The 17,891-nt window shown below is 70.7% G+C and carries 17 protein-coding genes; all 17 read right to left on the bottom strand.

Features of this window, described 5'->3' with window-relative positions:
- Positions 1-12 precede the first annotated feature (12 nt).
- The 17 genes from KAK06_RS17075 to tsaE all read right to left on the bottom strand — a co-directional run bounded on the left by KAK06_RS17075 (position 13) and on the right by tsaE (position 17,881).
- Positions 13-270, bottom strand: a complete 258-nt coding sequence (locus tag KAK06_RS17075; RefSeq protein WP_210803345.1) for a MoaD/ThiS family protein — start codon at positions 268-270, stop codon at positions 13-15.
- A complete protein-coding gene (locus KAK06_RS17070) occupies positions 267-1,406 on the bottom strand; it encodes a glycosyl hydrolase (protein WP_210803344.1) in 1,140 nt (379 codons plus the stop codon). Before KAK06_RS17070 ends, KAK06_RS17075 begins: the two co-directional genes overlap by 4 nt.
- Before the next feature lie 72 nt (positions 1,407-1,478).
- Entirely contained in the window at positions 1,479-2,021 is a 543-nt protein-coding gene (locus KAK06_RS17065; RefSeq protein WP_210803343.1) for a DUF4256 domain-containing protein, read from the bottom strand.
- Positions 2,018-6,394, bottom strand: coding sequence for an AAA family ATPase (locus KAK06_RS17060; protein ID WP_210803342.1), 4,377 nt, complete (start codon positions 6,392-6,394; stop codon positions 2,018-2,020). Before KAK06_RS17060 ends, KAK06_RS17065 begins: the two co-directional genes overlap by 4 nt.
- A 107-nt stretch (positions 6,395-6,501) precedes the next feature.
- Positions 6,502-7,047: a thioredoxin domain-containing protein gene (locus KAK06_RS17055; protein ID WP_210803341.1), complete on the bottom strand. Its 546-nt coding sequence runs from the start codon at positions 7,045-7,047 to the stop codon at positions 6,502-6,504.
- Positions 7,044-7,886 (bottom strand): quinoprotein dehydrogenase-associated SoxYZ-like carrier, encoded by an 843-nt coding sequence (locus tag KAK06_RS17050; RefSeq protein ID WP_210803340.1) that lies wholly within the window; start codon positions 7,884-7,886, stop codon positions 7,044-7,046. Before KAK06_RS17050 ends, KAK06_RS17055 begins: the two co-directional genes overlap by 4 nt.
- 14 nt (positions 7,887-7,900) lie before the next feature.
- On the bottom strand, positions 7,901-8,890 hold the full coding sequence (locus tag KAK06_RS17045) for an MBL fold metallo-hydrolase (RefSeq protein ID WP_210803339.1): 990 nt from the start codon (positions 8,888-8,890) through the stop codon (positions 7,901-7,903).
- 10 nt (positions 8,891-8,900) lie between these two features.
- Complete coding sequence (locus KAK06_RS17040) at positions 8,901-9,443, bottom strand: SRPBCC family protein (protein WP_210803338.1); 543 nt, start codon at positions 9,441-9,443, stop codon at positions 8,901-8,903.
- Positions 9,443-10,435 (bottom strand): YncE family protein, encoded by a 993-nt coding sequence (locus KAK06_RS17035; protein WP_210803337.1) that lies wholly within the window; start codon positions 10,433-10,435, stop codon positions 9,443-9,445. Before KAK06_RS17035 ends, KAK06_RS17040 begins: the two co-directional genes overlap by 1 nt.
- The gene (locus KAK06_RS17030; protein WP_210803336.1) at positions 10,432-11,295 is read right to left on the bottom strand and encodes a quinoprotein dehydrogenase-associated SoxYZ-like carrier; all 864 of its coding nucleotides are present in this window, start codon (positions 11,293-11,295) and stop codon (positions 10,432-10,434) included. The genes KAK06_RS17035 and KAK06_RS17030 overlap by 4 nt, the downstream gene beginning before the upstream one ends.
- 8 nt (positions 11,296-11,303) lie before the next feature.
- Positions 11,304-11,666, bottom strand: a complete 363-nt coding sequence (locus KAK06_RS17025) for a hypothetical protein (protein WP_210803335.1) — start codon at positions 11,664-11,666, stop codon at positions 11,304-11,306.
- Positions 11,663-12,427 (bottom strand): hypothetical protein, encoded by a 765-nt coding sequence (locus KAK06_RS17020; protein WP_210803334.1) that lies wholly within the window; start codon positions 12,425-12,427, stop codon positions 11,663-11,665. Before KAK06_RS17020 ends, KAK06_RS17025 begins: the two co-directional genes overlap by 4 nt.
- Positions 12,428-12,446: 19 nt before the next feature.
- Positions 12,447-13,304 carry a substrate-binding domain-containing protein gene (locus KAK06_RS17015; RefSeq protein ID WP_210803333.1) on the bottom strand — a complete coding sequence of 286 codons (858 nt, stop codon included), beginning with the start codon at positions 13,302-13,304 and terminating at the stop codon, positions 12,447-12,449.
- Entirely contained in the window at positions 13,301-13,699 is a 399-nt protein-coding gene (locus KAK06_RS17010; RefSeq protein ID WP_210803332.1) for a c-type cytochrome, read from the bottom strand. The genes KAK06_RS17015 and KAK06_RS17010 overlap by 4 nt, the downstream gene beginning before the upstream one ends.
- Positions 13,700-13,841: 142 nt before the next feature.
- Complete coding sequence (xoxF, locus tag KAK06_RS17005; RefSeq protein WP_375140899.1) at positions 13,842-15,584, bottom strand: PQQ-dependent ethylene glycol dehydrogenase XoxF; 1,743 nt, start codon at positions 15,582-15,584, stop codon at positions 13,842-13,844.
- 471 nt (positions 15,585-16,055) lie between these two features.
- A complete protein-coding gene (locus KAK06_RS17000) occupies positions 16,056-17,399 on the bottom strand; it encodes an N-acetylmuramoyl-L-alanine amidase (RefSeq protein ID WP_210803331.1) in 1,344 nt (447 codons plus the stop codon).
- Positions 17,396-17,881, bottom strand: coding sequence for a tRNA (adenosine(37)-N6)-threonylcarbamoyltransferase complex ATPase subunit type 1 TsaE (tsaE, locus tag KAK06_RS16995; RefSeq protein ID WP_310741114.1), 486 nt, complete (start codon positions 17,879-17,881; stop codon positions 17,396-17,398). The genes KAK06_RS17000 and tsaE overlap by 4 nt, the downstream gene beginning before the upstream one ends.
- Positions 17,882-17,891: the final 10 nt, after the last annotated feature.

Raw genomic sequence — 17,891 nt, 5'->3', positions numbered from 1 at the left:
CGGCGTGAGAGCTCAGCCGCCGCTGAGCGCCAGCACCACGGCGACGAAGTCGTCCGGCGCCAGTGCGGTGTCCAGGTCGCGCACCGACACGCCGTTGACGAAGACCCGCATGTGGCGCCGCAGTTGCCGCTGCTCGTCCACCACGCGAAAGCGCAGCCCGGGGTAGCGCTGCTCCAGGTCGGCGAACAGGGCGTGCAGCGTCTCCCCCTGGGCCTCCACCTGGTTGGCGCCGGTGTACGAGTGCAAGGCGCCCGGCAGCAGCACCTTCATGCCAGCAAGGCCGCCTCGACGGCATAAATCTCGGGCAGATGGCGAGCGATCGGGGTCCAGTGCGCGCCGCCCTCGTGGCCGATCCACAGCTCGCCGCTGGTGGTGCCCAGGTACAGCGCGGGCTGCGCCAGGGTGTCGATGGTCATGGCCTGGCGCTTGATCGTCCACCAGGCCTGCTCGGTGGGCAGGCCCTGGTCCTGGCGCTGCCAGGAGGCGCCGGCGTCGCGGGTGACGTAGGCCGCCGGGCGGCCGGCCGGGGCGGTGCGCGGCCAGACATCGGTGCCGTCCATCGGGAAGACCCAGGCGGTGTCGGCGTCATGCGGGTGCACCACCATCGGAAAGCCGATGTCGCCCACCTCAGGGGGCGTCGCCCGGCCGATGCGCTCCCAGCGGGCGCCGGGGCGGTCCAGGCGGTAGATGCCGCAGTGGTTCTGCTGGTACAGGCGCTCGGGTCGGCTGGGGCACTGGCGGATGCAGTGCGGGTCGTGGAAGGCCGCGTTGGTGGGGTCGAAGCCGCCCACCACCTCCATGCCGTCGATCAGGGTGTGCCAGGTCTGGCCGCTGTCGTGCGACTCATGCACGCCGCCACCGGACATGCCGAACAGCAGGTGCGCCGGGTCCCGGCTGTCGACGATGATGGAGTGCAGCTTGGGGCCGTCGGGCGTGCCGTCCTGCACCGTGCCCATCCATTCGCGAAAGACTGGGCTGTCATTGATCGAGGCCAGCGGGGCCCAGGTGTCGCCTCCGTCGTCGCTGCGGAACAGGCCTTGCGGCGAGGTGCCGGCATACCAACGGCCGGGCTGACTGGCGTGGCCGGGGGTGAGCCAGAACGTGTGGTCCACGCTGCGCGCGGCCAGCGCGTTGCTGGGCGCGGCGAAAGCCGGGGGGCGGCTGGCCTCCTGCCAGGTGGCGCCCAGGTCGGTGGAGCGGAAGATCGTGGGGCCCAGGTGGCCGGTGCGGGCGGCGGCCAGCAGGGTGCGGCCGTCGCACGGGTCCAGCCGCAGGTGGCTGATGGTGTGGCCCAGGAAGTGCGGGCCGTCAACGCGCCAGGTCTGGCGCAGCGGGTCGCCGTGGTAGAGCCAGGCGCCTTTGCGCGTGGCGACCATCAGCAGCAGGCGGGTGGGGGAAGCGGTCATCGGGTCACTCCTGGCGGCATGGGCGCCGCTTGTGTGGACGACGAAGGGCGGGCGCGATTTTCGACACCGGGCCTACACGCTCAGCCAGCCCCGGAAACCGCGTGCCGCGTAGTACGCATCGGCACCATTGTGGTAGGTGAAAACCTGACCGTAACGGCGGTCGCAAAACAAGGCGCCGCCCAGGCCGCGCACGCCGGACGGGGTGAGGATCCAGCTCGAGGTCTTGCGGTCGAACTCGCCCAGGGTCTGCAGGTGGCGATACTGCGCCTCGTCCAGCAACCGGATGCCCAGCGCGGCGGCCTCGCCCAGCGCGCTGCCGCGCGGCTTGTTCTCCTTGCGGGCGGCCAGCGCGGCACCGTCGTAGCACAGACTGCGGCGGCCGCTGGGGCTCTCCGGCGCGCAGTCGACAAAGACCACGGCACCGCCCGGCGCGGGGGTGCCCACCACATCGGGCTCGCCGCCGCTGGCCTCCATCGCGGCCAGGGCGGCCAGCGCCGCAGGAGCAGCCTGCAGGCGGGCCAGCACCACCGACCAGTCCAGGCCGGGGTGGCGCTGCGGGTGGCAGGCAAAGCGCTGGGCCAGGCTGTCCAGCAAGGCGCTGTTGGCGGCGTTCATGGCGGCGTGTTCAATGGCAGCAAAAACCAGAACTCGCTGCCCTGGCCCAGGGTGCTGTGAAAGCCGATGCGGCCCCCCAGGGCCTCAACGATGCCCTTGGACACCGCCAGGCCCATGCCCGAACTGGGCCCCTGGTAAGCCGTGCCGCTGCTGGACTGGTAGAAGGCGCTGAAGATGGGCGCCTGCTCGTGCTCGGCGATGCCGGCGCCGGTGTCCTGCACGCTCACCCGCAGCGCCAGCTGGCCATCCAGGTCAGCGGGCGCTATGCGCAGCGCCACATGGCCCTGGCGGGTGAACTTCATGGCGTTGGACAGGAAATTGCCGATCACCTGGCGCAGGCGCTGACCGTCGGAATGGATCTGGGCCGGCACGGCGGCGTCAATCAGCAGGCGCAGTTCCACCTGCCCGCGGCTGTTCTGCACGCGCATCAGCTCGATCAGGTGGTCGGCCAGCTGGCGCAGGTCCACCGGCTCGTGGTGCAGGCGCAGTTGGCCATGCTCAAGCTGGCCCAGATCCATGATGTCGTTGACCATGCCCAGCAAGGACTCGGCCGAGGCCTTGGTCAGCGTGGCCAGGCGGCGTTGGCGCTCGTCCAGGTTCGAGGCCAGCAGGATCGAGGTCAGGCCCATCACGCCGCTGATGGGGTTGCGCATGTCGTGGCTGACCCGGGCCAAGTCAAAGGCGCGCGCCGTGGGGCGTGTGGCCGCTGGAGGCGCGGGCGCGGCCAGCGCGGCCATGCGCTCGGCGTGGCGGGCCAGCAGGCGTTCGACCACGGCCAGCGCGCCCCAGCGCAGGCCGCTGCGCCAGGCCTGGCTGAACCAGTGCTGGGCGCCCTCGCGCTGGCCGGCGTCGGCCAGGGCCTCGCTGCAGGCCTGCTCGATCAGCAGCTGGTCACGCAGGAAACCGCCGGCCTGGGCCTGGTCGCGGGCGCGCTCGAACAGCGGCAGCGCCTGCGCCAGGCGGCCCGAACGTGCGGTCAGGACGGCATCGACCAGGTCCAGCTTGTGCTGCAGGTTGGCCGGCGCCACGTCGGCCCAGGCGGCCAGGCGGTCGCGGAACGCCGTGGCCTCGAAGGGCGGGGCGCTCAGTGCGGCCAGCACCTGCAGGTCGACCGACAGCACGGTGCCCGTGCCATTGGCCGACACCGGCAGGGCCTGCTGGCAGGCCAGCCAGCAGGCCTCGGGCTCGCCGCGGTACCAGGCCAGCGCGGCGCGCAGCGTGTGGGCGGTGAACAGTGAGAAGCCGTTCTGCGCGGCCTGCAGGTGGGCGAGGTCCTCGTCAGAGCGGAAGGCCGGGCCATCCAGTTGCAGCGGCGTGGTGGCGGCGTCGCCGCGCAGCGCCATCAGGCCTTGCTGCCACACCCGGCAGTGGTGGTGCGAGAAGTCGTGGCCGAACTGCTGGACGGTGGTGGTGCGCAGCGTGTGTCCGGCCAGCAGCTCGTCCAGCGGCTGCACGCCCCAGGCCTTGTCGCAGAAGAGAAAGGCGGCGTAGCCCAGGTACTCCTGGTCGCCACTGACCTGGCAGTCTTCGTAGGCCTGCAGCAGCGGCGTCAGCTGGGCCGCCAGCGGCAGGCGCCAGTGGCGCAGGAAGCCCAGGCAGAGCACGCGGACCTTGCAGCGCAGCGCGGCATCCTGGATGCGGCCCAGCATCGACAGCGCCAGCTCGCTGGCCTCGAAGGCCTCGGTGCGCCGCTCCATGCCGCACAGCGTGAGGCCGTAATTGGTCCAGGCCAGGGGGGTCCAGGCCGACGCCGGCCACTGCACCGCCAGCTCGATCATCGAGCGGATCACCCGCGCGTACATCTCGAACGAGGTGATGAAGGCGCAGGGCGTGAGCGCAACCAGCAGGCGCTGCGCGCTGTCCACCACCGCCGGGCTGGGCTGCGACAACTCCAGCGTGCCGGGCGCGGGCACGCGCGGCCAGGTGCCGGGGTCGCCCAGCGGCAGCAAGGGCATGCCCAGCTGGTTCAGCGTCGCCTGGCCCAGCGCCAGGGCCTCGGGCAGGCGGTTGCGGGCCAGCAGCAGCAGCACGCGCAACTCGGCGATGCGGGCCGAGTCGGCCGGTGTGGCCGGCAGCGCGCTGGCGCGGGTGAGGAGTTCGTTGGCGACGTCAAAGCGCGCGGCAGCGCAGGCGGCCTCGGCCGCGCGGCAGTGCAGGGCCAGGGTCTGGCTGGCGGCAGGGGCCTCGTCGGCCAAGGCGCTGGCGCGGGCGGCGCGCAGGAAGTACTCCAGTGCCGGGGCACTGGCGCCCTGGGCGCTGGCGAGTTGGCCGGCGCGCTCGTTGAGCAGTGCCGAGGTGGCCGCATCCAGGCCGCCCACGGGGGTCTCCTCGACGCCATTGAACTGCTGCACGATGGCGAACAGGAACTGGTCGAGATGGCCCTGGTCGCGCGCATGGCGCAGCAGGCCGGTGCCCAGGCGCACACGCAGGGCGTCGCGCTGGGCCGGGGCCACCTGTTCGTAGGCGGCCTGTTGCACCACGTCGTGCAGAAAGCGCAGCGTCAGCGCCTGTGGCACGGCGCGGTCGTCGTCGATCACCACCACCAGTCCGGTGGACAGCGCCGGCGCCAGGTCGCGGCAGGCCTGCAGCGGCGTGGTGCCGCGGGCGCCGGCCAGCGCCTCGATCGACCACTCGGCGCCCAGGTGCGCGGCGTCGCTGAGCGCGGCCTGGGTGGCTTCGGGCAGGCCGCGCAGGCGCGACTGCACCAGGCTGACCACGCTGCGCCCGTCCAGCACGCCCTGCAGGCGCGTCAGGTCGATCTGCCAGCCGGCACCGCCGGGGTCGGCGGTGATGGCGCGTTCATGCTCGGCGGCACGCAGCAACTGCAAAGTGGCGAAGGGGTTGCCATCGCTGTGCCTGGCCAGCGCCTGGGCGGTGTGGATCAGCGCCTCGCCAGGCTGCACGCCCGACACCTGCAGCAGTTCGGCGATGTCGTCGGCACGCCAGGCCTGCACCTGGATGCGCTGCAGGCGCACCGACGGCTGGGCGGCCAGCCGCTCCAGCCAGCCAGGCAGCGGATGGCCATCCCCGACGGTCTCGCTGCGGTAGGCGCCGATCAGCAGCAGGCGACCCAGGCGCGGCTCGGCGAGCAGGCCGCCCAGCAGCTCCAGCGTGCGCGGATCGGCCCATTGCAGGTCATCGACGAACAGCACCAGCGGTGCCGGTCCCGCCGACAACGCCACCACCAGGCGCCGCAGGGCCAGCTCGAAACGGGTGCGGCTGGCTTCAGCACCCAGTTCGGGTGCAGGGGGCTGCGGTCCGATCAGTTGTTCCAGCCAGGGCAGCGTTGGGGTCAGCACGCCGGCCATGGCGCCCAACTCATCGCGCAAGGGTTTGACCAGCGCCGACAGGTCGGCCGGGGCCTGGCCGGCGAGGTCGGACAGTGCGTCGTCCAGGGCATCCATCAGCGCGGCCACGGGCGACTGGCTGCCGTACTGGTTGAACTTGCCGGCGGCGACCCGTGCGCCGTCGCTGGCCATGCTGCGGCACGCGGCCTCGATCACCGAGGTCTTGCCGATGCCGGAGCGGCCATCCACCACCACCAGCGCCGAGGCCGGTGTGGCGGCGGCCTGGGCCACCTCGGCGCAGGCGCGGCGCATCTGCGCGTGTTCCGTGGCGCGGCCGATGCGCTCCATTGGCAACCGCCAGGCCGGCGGCCGCCCCAGGCCGGCGGGGCGTGGTCGCAGGGTGCCGGCCACCAGGTCCTCGCACAGCGCGCGGGCGCTGCGGTAGCCTGCGGCGTCGCCCGTTTGCAGCAGGTCGCGCAGCACGCCTTTCAGGAAGGCATCGAGCGGCCAGCGGTCCAGGCTGTCCAAATCGGGGGGCGAGGGGTCCAGCCAGCGCGCATCGGCACTGGCGCGCCAGGCCAGCAGCCGACCCAGGCTCACCAGGTCGCTGCTGCAGCGGTGGCGGCTGGGGCTGCGCGGGTCCTCGGGGGCGTGGATGAAGCGGCCGAGGTCGAAATCCGTGAGCCAGGCTTGGGCGCTGGCAGGCTGCCAGCGCACTGTGTCGGGGCTCAGGCGGCCGTGTTCGATGCCCTGGCGCTCCAGCGCCTGCAGCACCCGGCCCAGGGCCAGGCCCAGGGCCTGCACGCTGGCGGCGCTGTCCGGTCCGGGGGGCAGCTCAGACAGGCGGGGCGGCCAGCCGTCGCTGTCGAGCACCTCGTCGTAATGCAGGCCTTGCGCATCGGCCAGCCAGCGCACCGGGTGCGGCACCGAGGGCGATTGCAGCACGGTGCACAGCACAGCATGGCGGCGCAGGCCTTGACGCCCGGTCCGCTCGATGACGCTCCAGCCCAGCGTGCAACTCTGCTGCGGTGAGGCACCGCCGTCGACGGGGAGCCACGGCAACTGGGGGCCGAAGGAGGCGGGCATGGCGGGGGCTGAGGCCACGAAAGGGCGTCGGATCACTATGCCACAGCACGATGGACGCGGTCATAGGGCCTGCCCAGTGCCCTGAGGGCGAGCTGGCGCCTGTTCGCCTATTCCTCCAGCCGCAGGATCTCCAACTGCTCCGGCACGGTCTCGAAGGTGCCGGCGCCGGCGGGCATCTGCATCAGCGGCTTGCCGTCGGCCGACAGCACCCACACGCAGGGGTAGACCAGCAGACGCGCGCGCTGATCGCCGATGGCACGCTGGAAGTCGGCATACAGGCCCTGGTGGGCCTCCGTGCGCAGGTGCAGGCGCTTGGCGTCGACCGCCAGCTGCGCGGTCATGGTGGCCACCATCCAGCGCTGGTTGAAGTGCGGCACCAGGGCCTGGGCGTTGGCGGCCAGAAAGGCCTCGTAGCGGTGGCAGTAGTGGCAGTCGGTGGCGGTGAGGACGAGGTAGATGTCCTTCTTCAACTGGCGCGCACGGGCCTGGGCAGGGCGCAGATCGAACTGCCAGGGGCCGGCGTCGCCTTGCGGCTTGGCGGGCTCGATCACCATCGGCGCATAGGCGGCGGGGATGGCAGCGCGGGCGGGCGCGGTCCAGGGCAGCAGCCCCAGGCCGGTGGCCTGCAGCCAGTGCCGGCGCTGCTGGTTCATGCGATCGCTCCGGTGGCCAGGTCCAGCCCGCCGCGGAAGCGCTGCTCCTTGCTGTCCTCGACCTCGGCCTCCAGGCGGCCGCCGCCGTCGGCGCGGGGCTGGAACAGGAAGCGCCAGCTGGGGTTCTCGCTGACCGAGAAGTCACAGTCCAGGTCGAACAGCAGGCGGCCGTCGTAGCGGGCGCGGATGCTGCGCACGAAGTGGGGCGGGATGTACATCACCGTCACCTGGTTGAGCTCAAAGCCGGTGTCGTTGGGGTGGATCACCGTGACCTCGGCCGGCGTGGGCTGGCCGGCGGGTTTCAGGCCCTCGGGCAGTTTGAAGCGGGTCTGACCGATCAGCTGCGGCGCGTCGCGGTTGGGTGGCGCGCTGCAGCCGCCCGAGACCTTCACGTAGCGCGACGACAGATGCAGCGAGCCGTCGTCGAGCTCGGCGATGACGCGCATGTGGCCGTACTCGTCCACGCGCAGCCGGGTTTCGAACTCGGCGCGGGCGATGGCCGGGCCGATGGTGAGCGTGGCTGCCACCGGCGACGGGTTCTTGTCCACCAGCAGCGTGTAGCGCCGCACCGCGCGGCCGGGGGCCTGGTCGCCCAGGCGCGGCACGATCTTCACCGGCACCGAGGCCCCGTAGGCCGCGCGCAGGGGCACCACCAGCTGCACCTGGCTGTCGGCGCCGGTGGCGATCGGCCGGTCGCCGAAGAGCTTGGCGCGCAGACGGTCCCACTCGGGCGAGCCGCCGTCGTGGTCGATCACCGCGGGCAGGCCGCCTGGCGCGGCCGAGGCTGCCAGCGGCAGGCCGGCCAGGGCCAGCAGGGCGTGTCGTCGGAGAAGGCTCATGGGGCGGTCCTTGGTCAGCGCAGCAGCAGGGCGCGCTCCTGGCGCAGGAAGACGATGGAGGCGTTGCGGCGGTGGATGGTGTCGGCCTGGTCCCAGTCGGCGAATTCGGGCAGCGTGGCGGCTTCGGCCACATCCGACAAGGGGGTGCCGCGGGCCAGCAGGGCGGCAATGCGCTCGTCGAGCTGGTCCAGGTAGCGGCGCGTCTGCGCTATCAGGGCGGGCGCGGCCAGCGGGCCGTGGCCGGGCACGATGCGCGCGAGCGGCAGCGCCTGCAGCGCGTCCAGCGCAGCGCGCCAGCCCTCGGGGCGGGCGTCCTGCACGTCGGGGATGCTGCGGGCGTCCATCAGACCACCGGCGAACAGCGTGCCGCTGGCCTCGTCCAGGACGGCCAGGTCGCCCGGGCCGCTGCTGTGGCCATCCTCGCCATGCACCAGCAGGCGCACGCGCCGGCCGGTGAGGGCGGCCAGGTCGGACTCGGCGGCGGCCAGGTCGCTGAGCAGGCGGTCCGGGCGGACCACGCGGCTGCCGGCCATCGCCTCGTCGCCCAGCACCCGCTTGAGGGTCTTGAGGCAGTTGTCGCAGCGCGCGGCCATCAGGCGCGCAGCGGCGGGATGCATCCACACCGGCACGCCCGCAGCCTGGAAGGTGCTGGCGCCGAAGACGAACTCCTGGCGCACATGGGTCAGCAGCAGCGCCCGCACCGGCAGCGCGGTGGTGCGGCGGATCTCGGCCAGCAGGGCCTGGCCATGGCGCGCCGACACGCCGCTGTCGATGACGAGCACGCCCGCTGGGCCGACGATGAAGCCGGCGTTGCCGATGCGGCCGAGGTTGGCCGGATCGACCTCGCCGCCGGTGCCCGGCAGCATGTAGACACCTGGCGCCACGGACAGGGCCACGCCTGGCACGGCCATCGGTGCGGTGGCGCAGCCAACCAGCGGCGACAGGCTGGTCCAGGCGGCCCACTGCAGCAGGCGGCGGCGCTGGAATCGGCCCGGGGTGCTCATGCGCAGGCGCCTACTTGCCCTCGACCAGCTTCTTCAGGTTGGCCAGGCCGCTCTGGTAGACGCCGGTGACAGCCGCGACCGCGGCTTCGTCGTTCTGGTCCGGCGGCGGGTTGTTGTTGGGGTAGCCGCGGTAGAAGGCGCCGCGCCACTCCACCGTGGCCTTGCCGGCGTCCTCGGTGACACGGATGGTGGAGGTGTAGTTGGTCACCGGCAGTGCGCCGCCATCCTTGGCGCGGTAGGTGTACTTCATGCCGGCGTCGTCCCAGGCTTCCAGCGTTTCGGTCAGCGCGCCGCCGCCCTTGAGCGTGAGCTGGCGGACCGAGCCGATCTCGTTGCCCTTGTCGGCGGGGCTGGCCTGGACCGCGGGGTGCCAGGCCTGCAGCGCGGAAAAGTCCTTGATCCGGGCCCAGACCGCGGCGGCGGGGGCGTTGATGGCGATGGTCTCGGTCACCTTCTGGCGCGTCGGGCCGTGGGCGGTGGCCGCGCCGGACACGGCGGCCAGGGCCAGGCCGATCAGGCACAGGCGGCGCGTCGGCGAGGGGGGATGGGTCATCAGGGGGTCTCCTTGCGAGCGAGGGATAGATCGGGAGGCGTGCCGATGAAGGCGCCAAATCCGCGCGGATTGCGCCCCAGCGCGATGCGGGTGATCAGGCGCCCGCTGGCAGCGTCGAGGACGCTCAGGTCGTCGTCCATCCAGTTCACGACCAGCACCTGCGCGCCCTGGGCGGCAATGCCTTCGGGGTAGCCGAAGCCGTGCAGCGTGGCCAGCGGGGCCAGGCTGTCGGCGTCGAAGACGCTGACGCTGTCGTCGTGCTGGTTGGTCACGTACAGGCGCCGCGCGTCGTCGGCCAGCGCCGCGCCATAGGGTGCCTTGCCCACCTTCAGCGTGGCCACCACCTGGCGCTGGCGGGTGTCGATGACGCTGATGTCGTCGCTCAGCACGTTCAGCGCGAACAGGCGCTGGCGCGGCGTGTCCAGCAGCAGCGCGAACGGGTGCTGGCCCACCGGCACGCGGGCGATGACCTCGGCGCGCGCCACGTCGACCAGGGCCACGCGGTTGTCGTCGCGCTCGGCCACCCAGGCCTGGGCGCCATCGGGCAGCGCCGCCACGCCGGCCGGCGCGCGGCCCAGCGGCACATCGGCGATCAGGCGCCGGGCCGGCAGGTCGAAGACCTTCAGGCGCTGGCGGTACCAGTCGGCGGCAAAGACACGGCCGCCGTCGGCGCTGGCGTCCAAGCCCACGACGCCTGGGCCCACCGGCAGGCGGGCCAGCTCGCGCGGGGGCTGCATGGCCAGCACGGTCAGGGCCTCGTCGTCGGCATTGCTGACCACCACTTCGCCGCGCGCGGGCACGGCCACCACGCCCGCCGGCGAGCGGCCCACCGGTACCGTGGCCACCACGCGGCGGGTGGCGAGATCGACCACCGAGACGGTGTGGCTGCCCTGGTTGGTGATCCAGGCCAGCGGCGCGCCCACCGCGGCAGCAGCGGCACACAGGGCGACGCTGGCGGTGGCCAGGGCCCGGGTGAGCCGGCCGTGTGTCATGCGCCGCCCGTCAGCGTGGACAGCGCGGCCTCGGCGGTGAATCGGCGCGCGCGCGTGTCGGTGACCTCGGCGCGCAGCGGCGCATCACCCTGCGGCACGAAGCGCAGCCGCAGGCTGGGGTTCTCGCTGAGCGCGAAATCCAGGTCGGCGCTGAGCAGCAGGCGCTCGCCCTGCCACAGGCGCAGCGAGCGGATGTACTCGGCCGGCGTGAACTGGCGCGTGTACTGGTCCATCGCCAGGCCGGAGTGGTTGGGGTGCAGCACCTGCCACTGCAGCGTCCAGGGCTGACCGGCGGCCGGGCGCGGGCCGTCGGCGCGGAAGAGCATGCGGCCCAGCGAGGCCCGCTGGGCGGCCTCGTCGCCACCGGGCGGGGCCGAGCAGCCGCCACTGGCCTTGACATAGCGCAGCGCCATCAGGCGTTGGCCATCGGCGCGCTCGGCCACGGCCCGCACAAAGCTGTACTCGTCCACCCGCACGCGGGTTTCCAGGTCGGGCAGCGCGCCGCCCTCGGGCAGCTCGAAGATGGCGGCCAGCGGCGAGGGGTTCTGGTCGATGATCAGCCACAGGCGGCGGATCGCTGCCGCGCCTTCCGAGGGCAGCGATCGCTTGGTGGCCAGCGGCACGAAGGCCGGGTCGCCGGCCCGCTTGGGGGCCGACAGGCTGAGCGCCTCGGGTGCGGCGATCGCCGGCGTGCGGTCATCGAAGTACTGCGCACGCAGCTTGCGCCAGATCGGCGAGTCGTCGGGGTGGCTGTCCTCGGCCGGCGGCGCGGCCCAGGCCACCCCGGGAAGGGCGGCCAGTCCCGACAGACCCAGCAGGCAACGGCGTCGCTGGTGCAAGAGGGCCAGGCGGGTGGACATGGTGGACCTCAGCGGATCACGAAGCAGGCCTTCTTGACCTCGGTCTGCAGCTTGCGGTAGCGGCGTACGGCGGTCTGGACGCCTTCGTTCTCGCGCAGGTAGGCGCCGCGCTCGCCGCCGATGGTGGTGGCGTTGGCTTCGGTGGAGAGGGTCTCGTACTCGTCGAAGCTGATCTGCTCGGCCAGCTTGTCCAGGGCGCAGGCGCACTTATTGACCATCTCAAAGTGGGCGCCGGGGTGGTCGCGCATGCACTCGTGCACGTAGAGCACGCGGGCCACCGTGGGGAAGTCGTTGGCGGCGTGGGCGGGCAGGGCGCCCAGCAGCGTCGCGCAGGCGGCGGCGGCAGCGGTCAGCGGGCGAAACAGCGTCATTGGGCGTTCCTGATGGCGATGGGCGTGAAGGGCTGCAGCGCCGGCACCGACGCGCCGGCCAGGGTGAGCTGGTCGTCAGTCAGTGGTGTGGAATCGGGCCTGGGGCCGGGCGTCAGGGTCTGCAGCGACAGCACCTGGCCGGGCACGGCCTCGGACAGCACAAAGCGGTAGCTGCGCTGCACATAGAGCGGAAAGCGCGCTTCGTTGGGATCGTTGACGAAAGGCGTCAGGATGATCTCGCGCGCGGCCACCGGCTTGCCCTGGTAGCTGGCCTGCACATCACGCACCGTGCCCGCCTCGTAGAGCGCCATGCGGATGCGCTTGCGAAAATAGTTGACCGAGCCCTTGGTGATCTTGTTCATCTGGCGGATGTCGCGCTCCAGGAAGTACAGCAGCACCGGGTTGCCCACCGGTTTCTGCACTTCCGGCAACTGCAGCTTGCGCGCACCGCTGAGAAAGTCACCGCTGGCCGAGCAGCAGCTGCCATCCGGGCGCTTGGCCAGCCGCACCCGGGCGCTGTCCTCAAAAGGATCGTCTCCCTCGCCCTTGTGCAGGTACCGGTAGGTCAGCGTGGTCCCCGCCTTCAGGCCCTTGAGCTGGTCGGACATCAGCAACAGGCGCTCGGAGGGCGAGAAGTCTTTCTTGCCTTCAGTGGACGCGGGCGCAGAGGCCTCGGCTGCGGCAGGCACCTGGGCCTGGGCGGTCGGCCAGGCCAGCAGGCTGAGCAGGGTCAGGGTGGCGACGGTGTGACGGAGGGGCATCGGGGGGAGCAGTCGGGTCTCAGCGGGAAGGGGCCGGTGCGTCGTCCAGCAGCGGCACGTTGTACGACTGCAGGATGGCGCGGATGTCGGAGCGGTGGGCGTCGATCACGGCCTCGATCTGGTCCTTCCAGGCCTTTTCGCCGTAGCGCACACCCATCGCCATCTGGTAATCGAACCGCACGCCGGGCTCGGAGGCCATCGGGATCACCACCAGTTGTGGCTGCTTCACGCGCTGCGCGAAGAAGCCCGCCAACGGACCCCAGACTATCGCGGCGTCGATGCGGCCGTGGGCCAGTTCGTCCTCGATGATCTGGCCGGGGTAGCGGGCCGGATCGGCGTCGAGCATCTTGTAGGGCACGCCCTGGTCAGTCAGGTCGTGTCGCGCCAGCCAGTCGGAGGCGGGCGAGCGGTCGAACACGCCGATGCGCAGCTTGGCCAGGCGGTCCTTGCCGAGGGCCAGGAAGTCGGCGCTGGACTTCACGCCGTCCAGGCCCTTGCCGGCCGGGATCACCAGCGCGTAGGTCGAGCGGTAATAGGGCTTGGTCACCGACACCTGGTCGAAGCCCACGGGCACGCCCATCATCAGGTCGCAGCGGTAATCTTCACCGGGCAGCTTGAAGCGCAGCGTGTTGCGCACAAAGGCCATGCGCTGCGGAAACTCGTAGTACTGCACCGGCAGGCCCAGGGCCTTGCCGAAGAGTTCGGCCAGCTTGTTCTCGATGCCGTCACCGGCCGTGTTCGAGAAGGGCAGGTTGTTCGGGTCTTGGCAGACCTTGAGCGCCTTGCGCGGCGCGTCGTCCTGGGCCAGGGCCAGGCTGGGCAGCGCCGCGGCCAGCGCCGCCGCGGCCAGCGCCCCCGCGATGCGTGCCGGGCTCATTTGATCTCTTCCACCTTGGCGCGGGTGATGGCGCCGTCGGAGCGGCCCTTGAGGTAGGCGTAGAGGTGGTCGATGTTCTCCATCACGGTCGGGTTGGTGCCGAAGCTCTGCATGCCCTTGTCGAGGCGCCCGTTGGTGACGGTCTTGACGAATTCTTCCTTGGACAGGGTCTTCAGGCTGTTGACCAGCGACGGGCCGACCATGCCTTCCTGGTTGGCGCCATGGCAGCGGTCGCAGGCAGCGGCACGCCAGGTGCGAAAGCCCTTCATGGTGTTGGCGTCCACCTTGTAGCCCTCCTGCACGGTGTAGAGCGGCTTGTCCTGGGCCTGCGCACCAGCGGCGCCGAACACGAGGACAAAGGGCAGGGCCAGGGCGGCGAGTTGCTTCACTTGCATGGTCTCCAGGTCGTGGTGAGGACGGGCCGGGTAGGCCACCCGGCCAGGGAACACGGGAAAGAGAAAGGGCCGGCGTTGTTCACCTGTCAACGCCGGCCCCGGTTGCTCAGACCCTGGGGCTTACCCGGGGGTCTGTCTCCACTCAGTTGGGCAGCGTGAAGACGGTCAGCGAGCCACCGAGTTCGGTGTACTGGCTCAGTTCACGGTAGCCACCGACGGCGCCCAGGCCATCCTGGTCCTTCTCGAGGCCCGCGGCCATGCCGATGCCGGCCCAGCCACCAATGCCCGAGAACACGCCGATGTACTGCTTGCCCTTGTGCTCATAGGAGAACACGTTGCCGATGATGCCCGACGGCGTCTTGAACTTGAAGAGCTCCTTGTTGATGTCCTTCTTGTCCACGCACTTCAGGTAACCCTCGAGGGTGCCGTAGCAGCTGATACCACCTGCGGTATTGAGCGCGCCGGACCAGACCGAGAACTTCTCGGGCTTGGACTGCACGATCTTGCCGTTGCCAGCGTCCCAGGTGATGTAGTTGCCCATGCCGCCATGGCTGCCCGGGGCCGGGAACATCGACAGGGTGGCACCGACGTACGGCTGACCCGCGGTGTACTCGACCTTGAACGGCTCGTAGTCCATGCAGACGTGGTTGGTCGGCACGTAGAACAGGCCGGTCTCGGGGTCGAAGGCCGCCGGCTGCTGGTCCTTGGAGCCCAGAGCCGCCGGGCAGATGCCCTTGGTGTTGACGTCAGGACCGTTCTGGGCGGTGGAGTACTGCTTCACCACCTGCGGACGACCGGTCTTCATGTCGACGTGCGTGGCCCAGTTCACCTTCGGGTCGTACTTCTCGGCGACCAGCAGGGCGCCGTTGGTGCGGTCCAGGGTGTAGGCGAAGCCGTTGCGGTCGAAGTGCACCAGCGCCTTGGTCTGCTTGCCCTTCACAGGGATGTCAGCCAGGATCATCTCGTTGATGCCGTCGAAGTCCCACTCGTCGAACGGGGTCATCTGGTAGACCCAGTTGACCTTGCCGGTATCAACGTCACGCGACCAGATGGACATCGACCACTTGTTGTCGCCAGGACGCTGCGACGGGTTCCAGGTCGACGGGTTGCCGGTGCCGTAGAACACGGCGTTCAGGCCCTTGTCGTAGCTGTACCAGCCCCAGGTGGTGCCGCCGCCGATCTTCCACTGATCGCCCTGCCAGGTCTTCAGCGAGGAGTTCGGGCCGACCGGCTTGACGGCGCCGTCCATCCAGGTGGTGGTCTTGTTCGGGTCGATCAGCATCTCGGCGTCGGGGCCGGTGGAGTAGCCCTTCCAGACCTGCTTGCCGGTGTTGATGTCGTAGGCGGCCAGGTAGCCGCGCACGCCCCACTCACCACCCGAGATGCCGGTGATGACCTTGTCCTTGAAGACGTGCGGCGCGTTGGTGTTGACCGCGCCCAGCTTCGGGTCGCCGTTCTTGACGTCCCAGACCTTCTTGCCGGTCTTGGCGTCCAGCGCCACCAGCATCGAGTCGGCCTGCTGCAGGAAGACCTTGCCTTCGGCATAGGCCAGACCGCGGTTGACGGTGTCGCAGCACATCTGCGGGATCACGGCCGGATCCTGCTTGGGCTCGTACTTCCACTTGATCTTCTGCGTGTCGAGGTCGATCGCGAAGACCTTGTTGGGGAAGGGCGAATGCAGGTACATCGTGCCGTCGATGACCAGCGGCGAGCCTTCGTGGCCGCGCAGCACGCCGGTCGAGAAGGTCCAGGCGACCTGCATCTTGCCGACGTTGCCCTTGTTGATCTGGTTGAGCTTGCTGTAGCGCTGGTTGTACATGTCACCAGCTTGCATGGCCCAGTTCTTGGGGTTGGCCGTGTTTTTCTCGACGTCGGCATTGGCCATGGCGAGCGCCGGCAAGGCCAGCAACGCCAATCCGATGCGTTGGCTGAGCTGCCGGGTCTTCATCCCGTGGAATCGCATGTGTGTCTCCTCGCTCGTGGGGTGGCTAGACAGATGGACGTCGGCCCCACCCGGAACCGACGCAACCGCTACGGATAGCAGGTGGCTTTCCGCAACTAGCGTGCCTGTCCCCTGAAGCCTGGACAGCCGGTGCAGGCTCCGTGCCTGCGGGTTGGTGTCTGGCTGCAGAGGCGCTACAGAGGGAAAACTTCCCTGCCGGCCGTTCTCATCGTCCCGGCGAACCCGGCTGTTGATCAGGGAAAGTCCGCAGGCTGGTTGGGGCGCGATGTCGGTGTTTCGGTCGTGCTGCATTGCAGCATCCGCCCTGTCCCTGCGGAGGGGGACACAGATATGACGCACTGTGTGCCAGTCGCCCTGCAGTCGTCTGGTGACACTGCCCTGAGGGCGTGTCACTCAGGTGCTGCGTTGGCGTGACAGCGCCGGATTGCGGGCGAAGTAACGGCGGATGCCGCTGTACAGCGCCTCGACCAGGCGGGCCTGGTAGTCGGGGTCGCGCAGGCGGGATTCTTCCTGCGGGTTGGAGATGAAGGCGGTCTCGACCAGGATGGACGGGATGTCGGGTGCCTTGAGCACCGCAAAGCCGGCCTGCTCAACCTGGCGCTTGTGCAGGCGGCCGACGCCGCCGATGCGCGACAACACCTCCTGACCCACCTTCAGGCTGTCCTTGATCTGGGCGGCGGTGCTCATGTCGAGCAGGGTGCGCAGCACCTGGGCATCCTTGGCAGCGATGTTGACGCCGCCCACCACGTCGGCCGCGTTCTCCTTGTTGGCCATCCAGCGCGCGGCGGCACTGGTGGCACCGCCGTGGCTGAGCGCGAAGACGCTGGCGCCGCGCGCCTCGGGCGTGAAGAAGGCGTCGGCGTGGATCGAGACGAACAGGTCCGCCTGCACCCGGCGCGCCTTGTTCACGCGCTCATGCAGCGGCACGAAGAAGTCGTCGTCGCGGGTCAGCATGGCCCGCATGGTGGGATGGGCATTGATGCGGTCGCGCAGCTGCAGCGCAATCTGCAACACCACGTCCTTTTCCTTCAGCCCGCTGGGGCCGATCGCGCCGGGATCTTCACCGCCATGGCCGGGATCGATGGCGATCACGGTCAGGCGGTTGATGCGCTCGCGCTGAGCGGCGCTGACCTCGGGCGCAGGCGTGGTCTGGCGCGGCCGGGCTGGCGCGCTGGCGGCGGGCGCCTGGGCCAGCACCGGACCGCTGGGCAGCGGGCGCTCGAGCTGTCCGATGAACTCGCCCAGTGCATCCTGAATGGCCTGGCCGGCGGCGCGCTCGGCCTGGTCGCGCTCCAGGATCATGGCCGCCAGCGGGTCGACCGCTTCGGTCGGATAGAGGTCGAACACCAGGCGATGCTGGTAGGCCGCCACCGGCGGCAGTGCGAACTGCTGCGGCTTGACGGCCTGCTTCAGGTCGATCACCAGGCGCACCACGCGCGGCTGGTTCTGGCCCACGCGCACCCCGGCAATGAAGGGGTCGTCCGGGCGCACCTTGCCCACCAGCTCGCGCAGCGCCGGGCTGAGCTCGAGGTTTTCGATGTCCACCACCAGGCGCTGCGGGCCCTCGGTGAGAAAGTGCGCGGCCTGCAGGGCCTTGTCGGACTCGATGGTGAGTCGGGTGTAGTCGCTGGCCGGCCACACCCGCACCGCGACAATGCTGGCCCCGAAAGCCAGCTCGGCCGGGCCCAGCGCCAGCACCACCGTGCCCAGGGTCTGCAGGGCCTGGCGGCGCTTCATGCGCGTGCTCCGGCCGCCAGCAGGGCCTGCCCAAGCGCACTGCCGGCCAGGGCGGTGACACGGCGGCTGTCGTCGTCCTGGGGCTCGATGGCCAGGCGCAGGTCGGGGGGCGGCAGCACGGCGCGGGCCTTGTCGGCCCATTCGCTGAGCCTCAGGCCAGGCGCGGCGAACAGCTCGCGAAAGCCGGCATCCTCCCACTCGCGGGGGTCGTTGAAGCGGTAAAAGTCAAAGTGGGAGACGGCCAGGCCGTTGACCTGGTAGGGCTCGACCACGGTGTAGGTGGGGCTCTTGATGCGGCCGCTGACGCCCAGCGCGCGCAGCAGGTGCCGCACGAAGGTGGTCTTGCCGGCGCCCAGCGGCCCGTCGAGTTCGATGCCGGCGCGGCGCAGCGCGGGCTCGGCGGCCAGCGCGGCGGCGAAGCGTTCACAGGCCGCTTCGTCGGGCCAGGAGAAGGTGCGGCTTTCTAGAATCGGCGGATGGATCAAGACGGGC

Origin of the sequence: Ideonella aquatica, assembly GCF_018069755.1 — a bacterium.
Classification (GTDB): domain Bacteria; phylum Pseudomonadota; class Gammaproteobacteria; order Burkholderiales; family Burkholderiaceae_C; genus Ideonella; species Ideonella aquatica.
Note: the sequence above shows the minus strand (reverse complement) of the source record. Positions and strands in the feature narration are given on the sequence as shown.